The 13,208-nt window shown below is 70.6% G+C and carries 15 protein-coding genes; 12 read left to right on the top strand and 3 right to left on the bottom strand.

Going from position 1 to position 13,208, the window contains the following annotated elements; translation table 11 throughout:
• The first annotated feature begins 100 nt into the window (after positions 1-100).
• The 10 genes from AMIS_RS33465 (at position 101) to AMIS_RS33420 (ending at position 8,129) form a co-directional block, all read left to right on the top strand.
• Positions 101-784, top strand: coding sequence for a sigma-70 family RNA polymerase sigma factor (locus AMIS_RS33465; protein WP_014446895.1), 684 nt, complete (start codon positions 101-103; stop codon positions 782-784).
• A complete protein-coding gene (locus AMIS_RS33460; protein ID WP_014446894.1) occupies positions 781-1,581 on the top strand; it encodes an anti-sigma factor in 801 nt (266 codons plus the stop codon). Before AMIS_RS33465 ends, AMIS_RS33460 begins: the two co-directional genes overlap by 4 nt.
• Positions 1,582-1,803: 222 nt before the next feature.
• Positions 1,804-2,514, top strand: coding sequence for a hypothetical protein (locus tag AMIS_RS33455; RefSeq protein ID WP_014446893.1), 711 nt, complete (start codon positions 1,804-1,806; stop codon positions 2,512-2,514).
• 29 nt (positions 2,515-2,543) lie between these two features.
• Positions 2,544-3,317 carry a DUF4142 domain-containing protein gene (locus AMIS_RS33450; protein ID WP_014446892.1) on the top strand — a complete coding sequence of 258 codons (774 nt, stop codon included), beginning with the start codon at positions 2,544-2,546 and terminating at the stop codon, positions 3,315-3,317.
• 40 nt (positions 3,318-3,357) lie between these two features.
• Positions 3,358-4,581: a hypothetical protein gene (locus AMIS_RS33445; RefSeq protein WP_014446891.1), complete on the top strand. Its 1,224-nt coding sequence runs from the start codon at positions 3,358-3,360 to the stop codon at positions 4,579-4,581.
• 286 nt (positions 4,582-4,867) lie between these two features.
• Positions 4,868-5,752 carry a DNA-3-methyladenine glycosylase family protein gene (locus AMIS_RS33440; protein ID WP_041831541.1) on the top strand — a complete coding sequence of 295 codons (885 nt, stop codon included), beginning with the start codon at positions 4,868-4,870 and terminating at the stop codon, positions 5,750-5,752.
• A 64-nt stretch (positions 5,753-5,816) separates the two neighbouring features.
• Entirely contained in the window at positions 5,817-6,389 is a 573-nt protein-coding gene (locus tag AMIS_RS33435; protein ID WP_014446889.1) for a GAF domain-containing protein, read from the top strand.
• 26 nt (positions 6,390-6,415) lie between these two features.
• The gene (locus tag AMIS_RS33430) at positions 6,416-6,613 is read left to right on the top strand and encodes a hypothetical protein (protein WP_014446888.1); all 198 of its coding nucleotides are present in this window, start codon (positions 6,416-6,418) and stop codon (positions 6,611-6,613) included.
• 20 nt (positions 6,614-6,633) lie between these two features.
• Positions 6,634-7,554, top strand: a complete 921-nt coding sequence (locus AMIS_RS33425) for a diacylglycerol/lipid kinase family protein (RefSeq protein ID WP_014446887.1) — start codon at positions 6,634-6,636, stop codon at positions 7,552-7,554.
• Positions 7,555-7,853: 299 nt separating this feature from the next.
• On the top strand, positions 7,854-8,129 hold the full coding sequence (locus AMIS_RS33420; RefSeq protein WP_014446886.1) for a hypothetical protein: 276 nt from the start codon (positions 7,854-7,856) through the stop codon (positions 8,127-8,129).
• A 4-nt stretch (positions 8,130-8,133) separates the two neighbouring features.
• Here the strand turns inward: AMIS_RS33420 and AMIS_RS33415 are convergent, their stop codons facing one another.
• The 3 genes from AMIS_RS33415 to AMIS_RS33405 form a co-directional block, all read right to left on the bottom strand.
• On the bottom strand, positions 8,134-8,475 hold the full coding sequence (locus AMIS_RS33415; RefSeq protein ID WP_041830225.1) for a transcriptional regulator: 342 nt from the start codon (positions 8,473-8,475) through the stop codon (positions 8,134-8,136).
• Positions 8,472-9,161 carry a hypothetical protein gene (locus AMIS_RS33410; protein ID WP_014446884.1) on the bottom strand — a complete coding sequence of 230 codons (690 nt, stop codon included), beginning with the start codon at positions 9,159-9,161 and terminating at the stop codon, positions 8,472-8,474. The genes AMIS_RS33415 and AMIS_RS33410 overlap by 4 nt, the downstream gene beginning before the upstream one ends.
• A gap of 696 nt (positions 9,162-9,857) precedes the next feature.
• Complete coding sequence (locus AMIS_RS33405; protein WP_014446882.1) at positions 9,858-10,964, bottom strand: MBL fold metallo-hydrolase; 1,107 nt, start codon at positions 10,962-10,964, stop codon at positions 9,858-9,860.
• Positions 10,965-11,088: 124 nt separating this feature from the next.
• Between AMIS_RS33405 and AMIS_RS33400 the strand changes: the two genes are divergently transcribed.
• Together AMIS_RS33400 and AMIS_RS33395 are read left to right on the top strand one after the other, a co-directional pair.
• Positions 11,089-11,607: an LURP-one-related/scramblase family protein gene (locus tag AMIS_RS33400; protein WP_386933385.1), complete on the top strand. Its 519-nt coding sequence runs from the start codon at positions 11,089-11,091 to the stop codon at positions 11,605-11,607.
• 22 nt (positions 11,608-11,629) lie between these two features.
• Positions 11,630-13,096 (top strand): deoxyguanosinetriphosphate triphosphohydrolase family protein, encoded by a 1,467-nt coding sequence (locus AMIS_RS33395; protein WP_014446880.1) that lies wholly within the window; start codon positions 11,630-11,632, stop codon positions 13,094-13,096.
• Positions 13,097-13,208: the final 112 nt, after the last annotated feature.

Here is a 13,208-nt window from a genome sequence, read left to right as displayed (position 1 = left end):
TGAGACCGAGTGCCCCGGAAAATCTCGCGCCGGCTTTGATCCCGGCAGGGCCCCCCAGCCGTACATCAGGCGACGGGGAAAGGTCCGGGCGGAGGTATCGATGCATGCGGTGGCCGAGGATCGGCTCGCGCCGGAGAGGGTGCGTGTGATGGCACGGCAACACTCCGGTGGTAGGTGGCAGGCTCTCGACGGTGGCAGCCACTCCCGCGACGAGGGCACGGTGATCCCGCGGCAGGCGCCGCGGCACGGAGCCACTCCGAGCGGCAGTCCCAGCCACGAGGACACGCTGGTCAAGATGCTCTACGAGGAGCACGCGGGCCCGCTGCTGATGTTCGTGCTGCGGCTGACCGGCGGTGACCGGCAGCGCGCCGAGGACATCGTGCAGGAGACCCTGCTGCGGGCCTGGCGCAACGCGCACCGGCTCGGCGCGCAGGGCCAGCAGTCCCTGCGTCCCTGGCTGGTCACGGTCGCCCGGCGGATCGCCATCGACGAGCACCGCAGCGCCAACGCCCGTCCCGCCGAGACGTACGATCGAGAGCTGGAGAGCTTCCCGACCACGTCCGACGAGACCGACAAGGTCCTGCAGTCGATGACGGTGTCGGACGCGCTCCGGCAGCTGAGCCACTCGCACCGGGAGATTCTGATCGAGACGTACTTCCGCGGACGGACCGTCCCCGAGGCGGCGGAGGCGCTGAACCTCCCGCTCGGGACGGCCAAGTCACGGGTCTACTACGCTCTCCGGGCTCTGCGGTCGGCTCTCCAGCAGCGGGGGGTGACGGAATGACACCGGATCAGCACTACGACGGCATGACGCAGGACCAGCACTACGACGTCGCGTCGTACGCGCTCGGCATCCTCGACGACCGGGGCGCTGCCCAGTTCGAGGACCACCTGATCGACTGCCCGCAGTGTGCGTACGAGCTGGAGTCCTTCGTCCAGGTGGCGGACGTGCTGGCGACCGTCGACGCGGAGGCGCTGGTCGCCGCCGAGCAGTCCGAGCGCGACGGCCAGCTGCTCAACAGCATGCTCCGCGAGGTGCGGACCGAGCGGCGCAAGGCGAACAGCCGCCGGCTCTACTCGCTGGCCGCCGCCGTCGTGATCTTCGCGATGCTCTCGATCGGCGCCCTCTTCGCCGGCGGCGCGTGGCTCGGCGACGACGCCACCGCCCCGGAGACCGGCGCGCAGAGCTCGAGCAGCCAGCTCGACCCGCTGCCGAACTCGGACGGCGTCGGCCTGGGCGGCACCCCGCTGCCCGGCGAGCCGTTCAGCGGCACCGACGCCCGGACCGGTGTCGCGATGGCGGTCGGCCTGGAGAAGAAGGACTGGGGCACCCAGGTCTCCTTCGCGGTCTCCAACATCACCGGCCCGAAGAAGTGCGGTCTCTACGCGGTCCGCACCGACGGGACGGCTGAGCTGCTCGCCAGCTGGGACATCGGCGAGAAGGGCTGGGGCACCGCGGAGAACCCGTCGCCGCTGCTGCTGCAGGCCGTCACCGGCACCGCCCGTGACGACATCGCCCACCTGCAGGTGCAGGAGATCACGGCGAACGGCCCGGGGGAGACCCTCGTTCGCGTTCCGTGACCGTCTGATCGCGTTATGGCCCGGCCGCTGATGCGGCCGGGCCATTTTTCGCGGAACGGTCATGTGTTTACGTATGCGGCGTCCGGATGGTTCAACGGAAATTTCTCCAATTTGATCGAGCCGAATGTTCAACCGTCCCCGCACCCACTCCGTACTACAGCCCGGAAATGGCAGCGCCATTAATCAGCTGGAGGGTCAGTGGTACCGGAGAAGCGGAAGTTGATGGTTGTCGGTGCAGCGCTCGCGGCGGTGGTCGCACTGCCCGGCTGCGCCCCGGCCGGATACGGCAACGCGGCTGCCGACTACGGCAACGCGGCTGAGCCGGCCTCCAACGAGGTCGCCGCGTCCCCGGGCGCGACCGCCGAGGCCGACCCGGAGTCGACCGCGGAGGCGGACCCCGAGTCCACCGCCGAGGCCGCTCCCGGCGACGCCGAGGCGAACACCCCGGAGATCAGCGAAGAGGTCGCCACGACGCAGCTCACCGCCACCAAGGTGGCGAAGATGGGCGAGACCGTGCAGGACGAGGACGGCTTCGTGCTGTACCGGTTCGACAAGGACTCGGACGACCCGGCCAAGTCGAACTGCAACGGCGACTGCGCCGAGATCTGGCCGCCGGTGGTCACCAACGACGGCAAGCCCGCCCTGGACGGCGTCGACGAGAAGCTGGTCGGCACGGTGACCCGCGCGGACGGTACCAAGCAGCTGACCCTGAAGGGCTGGCCGCTCTACCGCTACATCGGCGACAAGAAGCCGGGTCAGTGGAAGGGCCAGAACGTCAGCGGCACCTGGTTCGTCATCACCCCGAAAGGCACCAAGAACCTGACCTGCCTCCCCAAGATCTCCAAGCCGGTCGCGCCGCCGGCGGACGACGAGGCCGACGCGGACGCGGGCGGCGAGGAGTCCGCGGACGCCGGCAGCGACTACAGCTACTGATCGCCTTCGACCGAGGTTGGGAGAGAGAGATGAAGGCCCGTCGTATCCCCCGGTGGTTGGTCGGCACCCTGGCACTGACGCTGGCGTTCCTGCTCGCGCCGGCCGGGGTGGCGCACGCCGACGACGTCCCGATCCCCCCGAACACCGGCCTGACCGACCGGGGCGCCGGCGTGGTGACCGCCGCCGACCGTGACTTCGTCATCAAGGTCCGGCTCGCCGGGCTCTGGGAGGTCCCGGCCGGCAACATGGCTCAGGAGAAGTCGGAGAACACGAAGGTCGCCAACATCGGCCGGGAGATCGCCAAGCAGCACGTGGCGCTCGACAACCTGGACCGCGCGGTCGCCAAGAAGCTCGGCATCAGCCTGCCGAACGAGCCGAACGGCGACCAGCAGGCCTGGCTGAACGAGATGCGCACGGCGCCCACGCCGGCCCAGTTCGACCAGATCTTCATCGACCGGCTCCGGGCGGCCCACGGGAAGATCTTCCCGGCCATCGCCACGATCCGCGCCACCACGCGCAACGACTCGGTCCGCAAGCTCGCCCAGCAGACCAACCAGTTCGTGATGACGCACATGACCCTGCTGGAGAGCAGCGGCATCGTCGACTACGCGGCGCTGCCCACCGCGCCCGCCCCGGCCGCCGCCGCGGGCCAGGGTCCGGTCCCGGTCGACAACCAGATGCTCGTCGCGGCCACCGAGGGCGGAAGCATCCCGGGCCTCAGCAACACCGTCATCCTGCTCGTCCTCGCCGCCGCACTGGTGGTCGGGGTTATCACGACCATGCGCATCTTCCGGGCGCGCTAGGTCTCGAATCGCCCACGGCGACCAAGAAAGGTGTCACCCCATGCGAAGGTCCAAGTACCGGCGCGCCAGTTCCCCGACGTGGTTCAGCGGTCGGCGCCGCATCATCGCCGTCGCGGCCACGCTTGTCGCGTTCGGCGGCATCGTGACCGTCACCCAGGTCTCGAACGCCAGCACCGACCGCACCACGAAGAGGGCCCTCGCCGCCTGTGACGACCTGGCCGCCCCGAACAAGGTCGACCTCTCCACGGAGACCCGGCGGGGCACGTACACCACGAACAACGGCCGGGTCACGCAGCACGCCGACGACGGCGCCGGCGACGTGGCCACCGCTGCCCAGGTCCGGGCCCGGTGCCGCACGTGGGTGATGAACAACGTCGCCGACGAGGAGGGCGCCGCCGAGGCGACCACGCAGGCTCGCCGCCGCGGCAACGGCGGCGGGAACAACAACGGCGGTAACAACGGCGGCGGGAACAACAACGGCGGTAACAACGGCGGCAACAACAACGGGGGCAACCCCAGCGCCGAGCCGTCGGAGGAGGCCAGCCAGCCCGCCGGTGAGGAGACCAGCGCCCCGCCCGCCGGTGAGGAGTCCCAGCCGCCGGCCGAGGAGGAGACCACGGCTCCGCCGGCTGAGGAGACCCAGCCGCCGGCCGAGGAGGAGACCCAGCAGCCCGACCCGCAGCCGACCCAGGGCCAGACCACCCCGCCGCCCGGCGCCGGTCTCGGCATCCTGACCAACAGCTGCGAGACCAGCGACCTGGAGGCGCACGACGGCTTCCAGAAGGGCAACCGGTGCGTCTCCACCGAGTTCGGTGAGGTCGGCGCGGCCGCCAACAACCCGACGCTGCTGATCACCCGGGCGCCCCGCCAGGTCAACGTGAACACCCCGTTCACCCTCCAGGTCAGCACCCGCAACCTGATCCGGGACCGCTTCCTCGCGGCCGGCCAGGGCGGTTACTACGTGGAGAGCAGCGTTCTGCAGGGCGGACTGGTCCGCGGTCACTTCCACACCGCGTGCCGGATCCTGCAGAGCCAGAACCAGGCTCCGGCCCCGGACCCGGTCCCGGCGTTCTTCGTCGCGACCGAGGACAGCCGTGGCGGCGCCACCCCGGACACGGTCTCCATCCAGGTGCCGGGTCTGCCCGAGGCGGGCACGTTCCAGTGCTCCTCGTGGGCCGGTGACGGCTCGCACCGCACGCCGATGATGGAGCGCGCCAACCAGACCCCCGCCTTCGACTCGGTGCGGATCCGCGTGCGCGGCTGACCGTACGACCACCAGACGCGGAGTACACCGCCGCACGGCGTCGCCGAACCGGACCTCGCGTCCGGGACCCCCCTTCGGCGCAGCCGGCCGTCCTTTCCCCTGCCGGACGGAAACGCGACGGTCGCCCGGCCACCACCGGGCGGCACTCCGCACCGGGTGACCGGACCTTTCTCGGGTGTCCGGTTCACCGCCCGATGGCCCTGACCCCGGAGCAAGGTCAGGGCCATCGGCCTGCCCGGATACACGTTCGGAGTGGCATAGTGGCTCGGTGACCGTGACCCGCCGGATGACGCCGCCCGAGCGTTACCACTTCGGTGTCTCGGTGCGGCCGCTGCTGGTGCCGAAACACGATCCGTGCGGCGTCCTGCGGGACGGCGAGCTCTGGATCGCCTCGCGGACCCCGGAGGGGCCGGCCACCCTGCATCTGACGTGCACCGCCGGCGAGCTGGTCGCGACGGGTCACGGCCCGGGCGCCGCCTGGATCGTCGACCGGGCCGACGCGATCGCCGGGCTGCGCGACGATCTCACCGGCTTCACCGAGCTGGCCGCCTCGAACCCGCTGGTCCACCGCCTGGCCAGGACGTTCGCCGGAGTGCGCCTGCCGGCCACCGGTCAGATCTTCCCGAGGCTGCTGCGCGCGATCCTGGAGCAGAAGGTCACCGGCAAGGAGGCGCATCGGGCGTACCGTGCGATCTGCCGGCATCTCGGTGAGCCGGCGCCCGGCCCGGTCGATCTCGTGCTCCCACCCGATCCCGCCGCGATAGCGGCGACGCCCTACTGGACTTTCCACCCGTTCGGCGTGGAGCAGCGGCGCACGCAGACCCTGCTGCGGGCCGCGACGGTCGCGGCCCGGCTCGACGAGTGCACCGGCGCGGCCGAGGCGACCCGCCGGATGACCGCGCTGCCCGGCATCGGCCCGTGGACCGCCGCCGAAGTGGTGCGGTACGCGTTCGGCGACCCGGACGCGGTGAGCGTCGGCGACTTCCACATCCCGAACACGGTGGCCTGGGCGCTCGCCGGTGAGGCCCGCGGCACCGACGAGCGGATGCTGGAGTTGCTGGAGCCCTTCCGCGGTCACCGGGGCCGGGTCTGTGACCTTTTCGCGCTCGGTGGGATCGGCGCGCCGAAATTCGGCCCGCGGATGCCGATCCGGTCGTTCGCCCGGTTCTGAGGCAATCCGGCCCGACTGACTTCCTGTGCGACGTTCAGCGTGCTGAGGACATAGGCTGACGTCCATGACAGCGTCGTCTAACGCCTACGAATATCTGGACAACGTCGGGCCTCGGGACAGCGAGGAGGCCCGTCTCGCGGCGGTACGCCGGTACCGCATGGTCGACCAGCCGGTCGAGGACGCCTACGACCGGATCGCCTTCGTGGCCGGCGCCATCTTCGAGACGCCGATCGCGACGGTCTCGCTGGTCGAGCAGGACCGGGTCTGGCTGGCCGCGTGCCAGGGCCTGCCCGGTGTCCGCGAGGTCGGCAAGGAGCCCGGCCTGTGCGCGTCGGTGATCGCCCAGGATGACGTCTACGTGATCAACAACGCGGCTGTGGACCCACGCACGCTCGATCATCCGCTGGTCCGGGGCGAGCTGGGCCTGCGCTTCTACGCCGCCGCGCCGATCCGCACCCACGACGGTTACCGCCTCGGCACCGTCAACGTCATCGACAGCCGGCCCCGGGACGCCGGCCAGCGCCAGCTCAAGGCGCTGGAGCACCTCGCGGCGATCGTCGCCGACGAGCTGGAGCTGCGCCTCATGGTGATCCGCAGCGCCGCCGCCGAACAACGCATGCGCGACACCGTGAACTGATCATCAATGCTGGGTATTACACCGGCATGATCTGGAACTTTGCCCGCAAAATGATCCTGACCGCCATTCTTGTCCCCCTCGGCGCGGCCGGCGCCCGCAAGCTCAGCGACACCATCGAGCGGCGTCGCGGCGCGAGCCGGGGCACCCGTCTGCTCCGCCAGGGCGCCGACACTCTGCAGAACACGTTCGGCCGGAAGAAGCGCCGCCGTTTCGGCTTCCGCTGATTCTGGGTAACGGCGGCGACATGCGTACCCCCCGCAGAATCGCCGTCGTTGCCCACCAGCGGAAGAACCTCGGTGGCGGACTCGATGAACTGCGCCGGCGAATCACCGGCAAGGACGTCGAGGAGCTGCTCTGGTTCGAAGTTCCGAAGAGCCGCAAAGCCCCGAAGAAGGTCCGCGAGGCGATCGACGCCGGTGTCGACCTGCTGATCGTCTGGGGCGGTGACGGCATGGTGCAGCGCTCCCTCGACGTGCTCGCCGCCGAGAAGGGCGGCAGCAAGATCCCCGTGGCGATCATGCCGGCCGGCACCGGAAACCTGCTGGCCGGCAACCTCGGTATTCCGACCGATCTGGAGAAGGCCGTCGACATCGCTTTCCACGGCGAGCGACGCAGCCTCGACCTGGGCAGACTCGATGGCGAGCACTTCGCGGTGATGGCCGGCGTCGGCTTCGACGGCGCCATGATCAAGGACGCGGACGGCGCGCTCAAGGACCGCCTCGGCAAGCTCGCCTACGTCTGGACCGGCATCCGTCACGTCAACGGCGAGGCCACGCACGCGAAGATCAAGGTGGACGGCGCGGACTGGTTCGACGACGAGGCCAGCTGCGTCCTGATCGGCAACGTCGGCACGATCACCGGCGGCATCCGCGCCTTCGACGACGCGGTGCCCGACGACGGTTGGCTGGACGTGGGCGTGGCCACCGCGCAGGGCGCGCTGCAGTGGGCGCGGGCGCTGGGCACCATGGCGGTCGGTCGCTCCGACAATTCCCCCTTTGTCCGGATGACCCGGGCGCAGCGTATCGATGTGAAGCTGGATTCCAAGCTGGAATACGAACTCGACGGCGGCGCCCGCGCGAAAACCCGCAAATTCACGGCATCGGTCGTGCCGGCAGCGGTCAAAGTCTGCGTGCCATCCGACTCAAAGTCAGAATCAAAATCGTGATGTCGTAGCTGAGCGGGGGTTCAGACCGTCGCTCACGCCGAGGGCCCGGTGTGGCTCGCTGGCCGCTGACGCGTCCAGATCGCGAGCCACACCGGGCGACCTGCGTGAGTGGTTGCGCTTCTTCGGCGTGACACTCCGAAAGCACTGACGAATCAAGTGACCGATAGGCGACAGATCGGTTCGTATCCGTCCGTGCACGGGCGTTTCGTTCCTGTCGGTATTCGCCCCTGAATCCTCTGGATTGTTCCCGCGGACCGCGCCCAGACTGGCTGTTCATCGCTTCGTCTGAGGGGGTCCACATGTCATACCCGAGCATCGCCGCACTCCTGCTGAGCGAGGGCCGCCCGCTGCCACCCGCCGCGCCGTACGTGGGCGCCGCACTGACCGTCGGCGGCGTGCTGGCGGTCGCCTACCGGCTGGGGCGCACCCACGCGGCGTGGCACGAGGTCACCGCCGCCAAGCACGCCGTCCGCGCCAACCGCCGGGTCGCGTGGGGGCACACCATCCGATTAACCGCCGGCATAGCGATAGTCCTGGTCGGTCTGCTGGCCGCCGGTTTCAACCTGGCCCGCTGAAACGTCAGCCGGTCGTCTCGACGCGCGCGATCAGCAGCTTCAGGCGGTTGATCTCCTCGGCCAGCGCGGTCGTGCCGGCCGGGGTCAGCGTGACCCACGTGCGGGCCCGGCGCCCCTCGTAGCCCTTCTCGACCTCGATCAGCCCCGCCCCTTCCAGCACGCTCAGATGCTTGGAGAGGTTTCCGGCGGTCAGGTCGAGCTGGGTGCGCAGATAGCCGAACTCGACCCGTCGTGCCTCGTGCGCGATGGTGAGGATGCCGAGCCGGACCCGCTGGTGCACGACGTCGTCCAGCCCGAGGACGGGGTGGTCGGCGTCCGGGTCCGGGGTGTCGGTCACGGCGCTCACCGCCGCCGGCCGGCACGGGCGAAACCGAGCGCGCCCAGCAGCAGCACGACGCCGGCGGTCAGCTGGGGAATCGCCATCCCCGCACGGATGCCGAAGTGCGGCGAGGCGAAGCCGTCGTTCATCGGCAGCACCAGCAGCACCAGAGCCAGGTAGCCGGCGGTGAACAGCAGCAGCGCCGGATTGCGTTCCAGCCAGGCCAGCACCAGCAGCGCCACCCCGATCATGCCCCACGGCATGACAAGCCGGTCCAGCACGAAATACCAGTACGGAAGTGGGCCGTCCGGGTAGGGGTGACTCCGGAAGTACAGATGCACGGCCAGCCACGCGGCGGGGAAGACGAGGGTCGTCACCGCGCCGGTGATCGCATAGGGCAGCACCCGGGTGCCCAGCCCCCGCGCCCGGGCCGCCCGCAGGTAGGCGACGGCGATGATCCCGTAGGCCACCACCATCGCGAGCGGCCAGTAATAGAGCATGCCCTGGCGCGAGAACGTGCAGCCGCCGTCGGCGTGGCAGTCCACCTGCATGCCGAACCAGTCGAACGGGATGGCGAGCAGCGTCGTCACGCCCAGCACGAGCAGCGCGGCCCAGGTCATCCGCTGGTCGACGCGCACCCGGTGGGCCAGCGCGCGCACCTCGGCCAGCAGCCGGCGCGGGTCGCCGTCGGCAGGTACCGAATCAGTAGTCATGCCAACAGGTTTCCATCGCCAACCAATAGGCGCTAGTGATCGATGAAAGTTGGCACACTCAGCGCTCGGTCCCCGGCCTTGCGGTCCCCTGGTTCGCAGATCTTGGAAACGCCGATGCCGGCTGGCGCTCAGTGCGGACAAACCGGGCGGCCGACAGCACTGTCAACCAGCCGGGCGAGACGAGCTGGTTACCAGTGTTGTCAGCAGCATGCCCGGGCAGCGCTGACCACCAGCCGGACCAGCGGGACCACTGGGACCGGCCGGACCAGCCGGACCGGCCGGACCGGCCGGTCCACAGTGTCGGTTCGGCGGCTTTGATCACGCGAACCGGGCGCCGCCGACACGCGGCAACGCTTAACTGCGCGGCACGGGCCCGCCTGTGCCTTCCGGGTTCGCTGCGCGCCCGGACTTCACGCGCTGGCAGGAGCGGCCGGCGTGCGTGCGGCTTTCGGGTGCGGGGCATGCCCGGACTCCGCACGTTGTGGGGAGCGCGAGCGGGCGGGACTGACCGGACTCCGCACGTTGTGAGGGACCGCGGGCGGGCGGGACTGAGAGGAGAAGGGCGCAACCACTCACGCACGTGGCCCGGGGCCCCGGCGCGCGGTCTGGGCGCGCCAGCGCCCAGCGCGCCGGCCCCGGGCACCTCGGCGGGAGCAGCGGTCTGCACCACCGCCGAAGCTACGACATCGAAGTTCTTCAGGCGATCTGCTGCCACCAGCCGTCGACGGGCGGCGGGTTGTCGACGTCGACGCGCTCGCCGGGGCGGGGGATGGCCAGGGTGACGCCGCGTGCCTTCGCCTCGCGCCAGGTGCGGTCGGCGGGCTCCGGCCAGTCGTGCAGGGCCAGGTTGAACGTGGCCCAGTGGACCGGGATCATCAGGCCGCCACGGACGTCGACGTGCATGGCGACGCCGTCCTCGGGGAGCATGTGGATGTCGGGCCAGGCGTCACCGTAGGCGCCGACCTGGACCAGTGTGGCGTCGAACGGGCCGTGCTCGGCGCCGATCTCGGCGAATCCGGGGAAGTAGCCGGTGTCGCCGGAGTAGAACACTTTGCGCGTCGGGCCGTTGATCACCCAGCTGGCCCAGAGCGTCTCGTCCCGGCTGAAGCCGCGGCCGGAGAAGTGCCGGGCCGGGGTCGCCACCAGCTCGACGCCGTTGACCTTGGCTTTCTCGTTCCAGTCGAGCTCGATGATGCGGGTCGGCGGCACGCCCCATCGCTCCAGGTGGGCGCCGACGCCGAGCGGCACCAGGAACGGCGCGGCCTGCAGGTCGACCAGGTTCTGGATCGTGGTCATGTCGAGGTGGTCGTAGTGGTCGTGAGAGATCACCACGGCGTCCAGCGGGGGCAGCTCGCGCAGCGGCAGCGGCGGTTCGTGCAGGCGGCGCGGGCCGGTGAGGCGGGACGGGGAGCAGCGGTCGCTCCACACCGGGTCGAGCAGGATGCGCCGTCCCTCGATCTCGACGAGCGCCGAGGAGTGCCCGAACCACGTCACGTGCAGCCCGGACGCGTCCTGCCCGGGCACCGGCGTGACGAGCGGGATCGGCTGGTGCGGGTGGCGCGCCTCGCGGCCGGTGAGCGTCGCGGCGGCGACCTTCGGCATCGAGGTGGCCGTGATCATGGTGGCCGGCACGGTGTTGCGGAACTTGCCGCCGGAGAACTGCGGGGACTCCTCGATCCGGGCGCGGCGCTCACCGCGGGCCCGGGCCCCGAGCTGCGCGGGGACGTCACGGGCGGCCCACACCGCCGCGGCGCCGAGAGCAGCCAGAGCCAACACGGTACGGGTACGCGGTCGCTTCGCCATACCCACCAGTTTGACCGCCCCCTGCCGTGCCCGGCCACCACGTCCGGCATGAAACACTCGCCGCGTGACGCTCGACACCCTTCAGGCTCAGCAGCAGCTCATCATCCGGCAGCGGATCCGTTTCATGGTCAACCAGTACGAGGTGCACGCCGTCTCCCCGGACGGCCGGGAGGCCGGTGTGCTGGCGTTCGCCCAGCAGAAACGGCTCGCGTTCAAGGAGCAGGTGACCCTCTACACCGACGACACCAAGCAGCAGCCCCTGCTCGGCTTCAAGGCGCGGCAGGTGATCGACCTGGGCGCGACCTACGACGTGACGGACGCGTACGGCCAGCCGATCGGCCTGTTCAAGAAGAGCTTCGCGGCGTCGCTGCTGCGCTCCACCTGGGTGCTGGAGCAGCCCGGGTACGGCGAGATGACCGGCCAGGAGCGCAGCATGCTGGTGGCCGTCCTGCGCCGGTTCATCGACTACCTGTCCTGGCTGCCGTACCACTTCGACTTCACGATCGCGGGCCGCCCGGCGTTCTCGGTGGTGCGCAAGTGGGGCCTGCGGGACCGGTTCGAGGTGTCGATCCACGACCCGAACCTGGACCGCCGCCTGATCGTGGCGATGGCCGTCGCGCTGGACGCGCTGCAGTCGCGCTAGCCGGCCCCGGTAACCTGCGCGGATGGACGATCCCCGTGCTCAGCGCCTTTTCGGCGACAGTCTCGTCGCTCCCGGCGACCTCGCGTCGAGCCCTTTCCGGGTGGACCGGGACAGGATCGTCAGTTCGCCGTTCCTCGCTCGCCTGGCCGGTGTCACCCAGGTGATCAGTCCGGGCGGGGCGGGCCTGCTCGTGCACAACCGGCTCACCCACAGCCTCAAGGTGGCGCAGGTGGGCCGGGCCATCGCCGAGCGGGTCCGCGCGTCGGACCCGGATCTGAGCGACAAACTGGGCGGCTGCGACCCGGACGTCGTGGAGGCGGCGGCGCTCGCCCACGATCTGGGTCACCCGCCGTTCGGGCATCTGGGCGAGCGGGTGCTCGACCAGCTGGCGCGGCATCGGCTGCGGCTGCGGGACGGGTTCGAGGGCAACGCCCAGTCGTACCGGATCGTGACCAGCACCGAGGTGCGCGGCCAGGCGACGATCGGGCTGAACCTGACGAACGCGGTCCGGGCGGCGATCCTGAAATACCCGTGGACGCGGCGGGACCACCCCGACCCCCACCCGCGTTTCATGGACCCGGCGCCGCGCGGCGCCTCGATGGTCCCGGACGATCCGGACGGCGGGTCGCTGAAGTTCGGGGCGTACTCCACCGAGATCACGGACATGCGGGCGGCCCGGGCGCCGTTCGCCGGGCGGGTCGCCGACTGGCAGCAGACCGTCGAGGCGTCGGTCATGGACACGGCCGACGACATCGCGTACGCCATCCATGATCTCGAGGACGTCCACCGGGTCGGCGTGCTGCAGCAGGGCGCGGTCGCGACCGAGTTGATGGCCTGGCAGCGCTGGGGCGCCGAGACTGATCTGAACCGGGCAGGCGGCGCCATCGAGTCGCTGCGCCGCCAGCTGCACCGCAAGGACGGCTGGATCGCCGACGACGACGCTTTCGCCGGTGCCGTGGAACTCGTCCGCGCCGAACTCGTCGACGGTTTGCTGGCCCGCCCGTTCGACGGTTCGATAGAGGCCGAGGCCCGGGTCGCCGCCTTCTCCGCGAACTGGACCCGCCGCCTCGTCGACACCATCGAACTGATCGGCCAGCCCGCGATCCGAAGCGGTCATGTCCAGCTGTCCCGTGCGCAGTGGCACGAGGTCCAGATCCTCAAGTTCGTGCAGAACCGCTTCGTCCTGGAACGCCCCGATCTGGCCCTGCACCAGCGCGGCCAGGCCCGCCTCCTCGCCTCCCTCGTCGAAGCCCTGCTCGCCTGGCTCACCGACCCCGACGAGGAGCAGCGCCTCCCCCGCCGCCTCCGCGACCTGGTCGAACTCGCCGAGGCCGAACTGCCCATCGGCACCCCGGAACGCCTCACCCGAGCCCGCGGCCGCGCCGTGATCGACTTCGTGGCCGGCCTCACCGACGGCCAGGCGGTCGGCCTGATGGAGGCCCTCTCCGGACGCTCCCGCCAGCTCTGGACCGACGCGTTCGTCCTTTAGAACCAGATGTCGTAGCTTCGGCGGTGGTGCGGACCGCTGCTCCCGCCGAGGTGCCCGGGGCCGGCGCGCTGGCCGCTGGCGCGCCCAGACCGCGCGCCGGGGCCCCGGGCCA

It is taken from the genome of Actinoplanes missouriensis 431 (assembly GCF_000284295.1).
Lineage (GTDB): Bacteria > Actinomycetota > Actinomycetes > Mycobacteriales > Micromonosporaceae > Actinoplanes > Actinoplanes missouriensis.
This window is presented reverse-complemented; position numbering and strand designations above follow the sequence as displayed.

Bases quoted from the DNA above. Each gene is read 5' to 3' on its own strand.
- AMIS_RS33405 (WP_014446882.1), bottom strand. From the start codon at position 10,964: ATGGCGAAGCGACCGCGTACCCGTACCGTGTTGGCTCTGGCTGCTCTC.
- AMIS_RS33410 (WP_014446884.1), bottom strand. From the start codon at position 9,161: ATGACTACTGATTCGGTACCTGCCGACGGCGACCCGCGCCGGCTGCTG.
- AMIS_RS33465 (WP_014446895.1), top strand. From the start codon at position 101: ATGCATGCGGTGGCCGAGGATCGGCTCGCGCCGGAGAGGGTGCGTGTG.
- AMIS_RS33440 (WP_041831541.1), top strand. From the start codon at position 4,868: ATGACGCCGCCCGAGCGTTACCACTTCGGTGTCTCGGTGCGGCCGCTG.
- AMIS_RS33420 (WP_014446886.1), top strand. From the start codon at position 7,854: ATGTCATACCCGAGCATCGCCGCACTCCTGCTGAGCGAGGGCCGCCCG.
- AMIS_RS33445 (WP_014446891.1), top strand. From the start codon at position 3,358: ATGCGAAGGTCCAAGTACCGGCGCGCCAGTTCCCCGACGTGGTTCAGC.
- AMIS_RS33455 (WP_014446893.1), top strand. From the start codon at position 1,804: ATGGTTGTCGGTGCAGCGCTCGCGGCGGTGGTCGCACTGCCCGGCTGC.
- AMIS_RS33450 (WP_014446892.1), top strand. From the start codon at position 2,544: ATGAAGGCCCGTCGTATCCCCCGGTGGTTGGTCGGCACCCTGGCACTG.
- AMIS_RS33435 (WP_014446889.1), top strand. From the start codon at position 5,817: ATGACAGCGTCGTCTAACGCCTACGAATATCTGGACAACGTCGGGCCT.
- AMIS_RS33425 (WP_014446887.1), top strand. From the start codon at position 6,634: ATGCGTACCCCCCGCAGAATCGCCGTCGTTGCCCACCAGCGGAAGAAC.
- AMIS_RS33395 (WP_014446880.1), top strand. From the start codon at position 11,630: ATGGACGATCCCCGTGCTCAGCGCCTTTTCGGCGACAGTCTCGTCGCT.
- AMIS_RS33460 (WP_014446894.1), top strand. From the start codon at position 781: ATGACACCGGATCAGCACTACGACGGCATGACGCAGGACCAGCACTAC.
- AMIS_RS33400 (WP_386933385.1), top strand. From the start codon at position 11,089: ATGGTCAACCAGTACGAGGTGCACGCCGTCTCCCCGGACGGCCGGGAG.
- AMIS_RS33430 (WP_014446888.1), top strand. From the start codon at position 6,416: ATGATCTGGAACTTTGCCCGCAAAATGATCCTGACCGCCATTCTTGTC.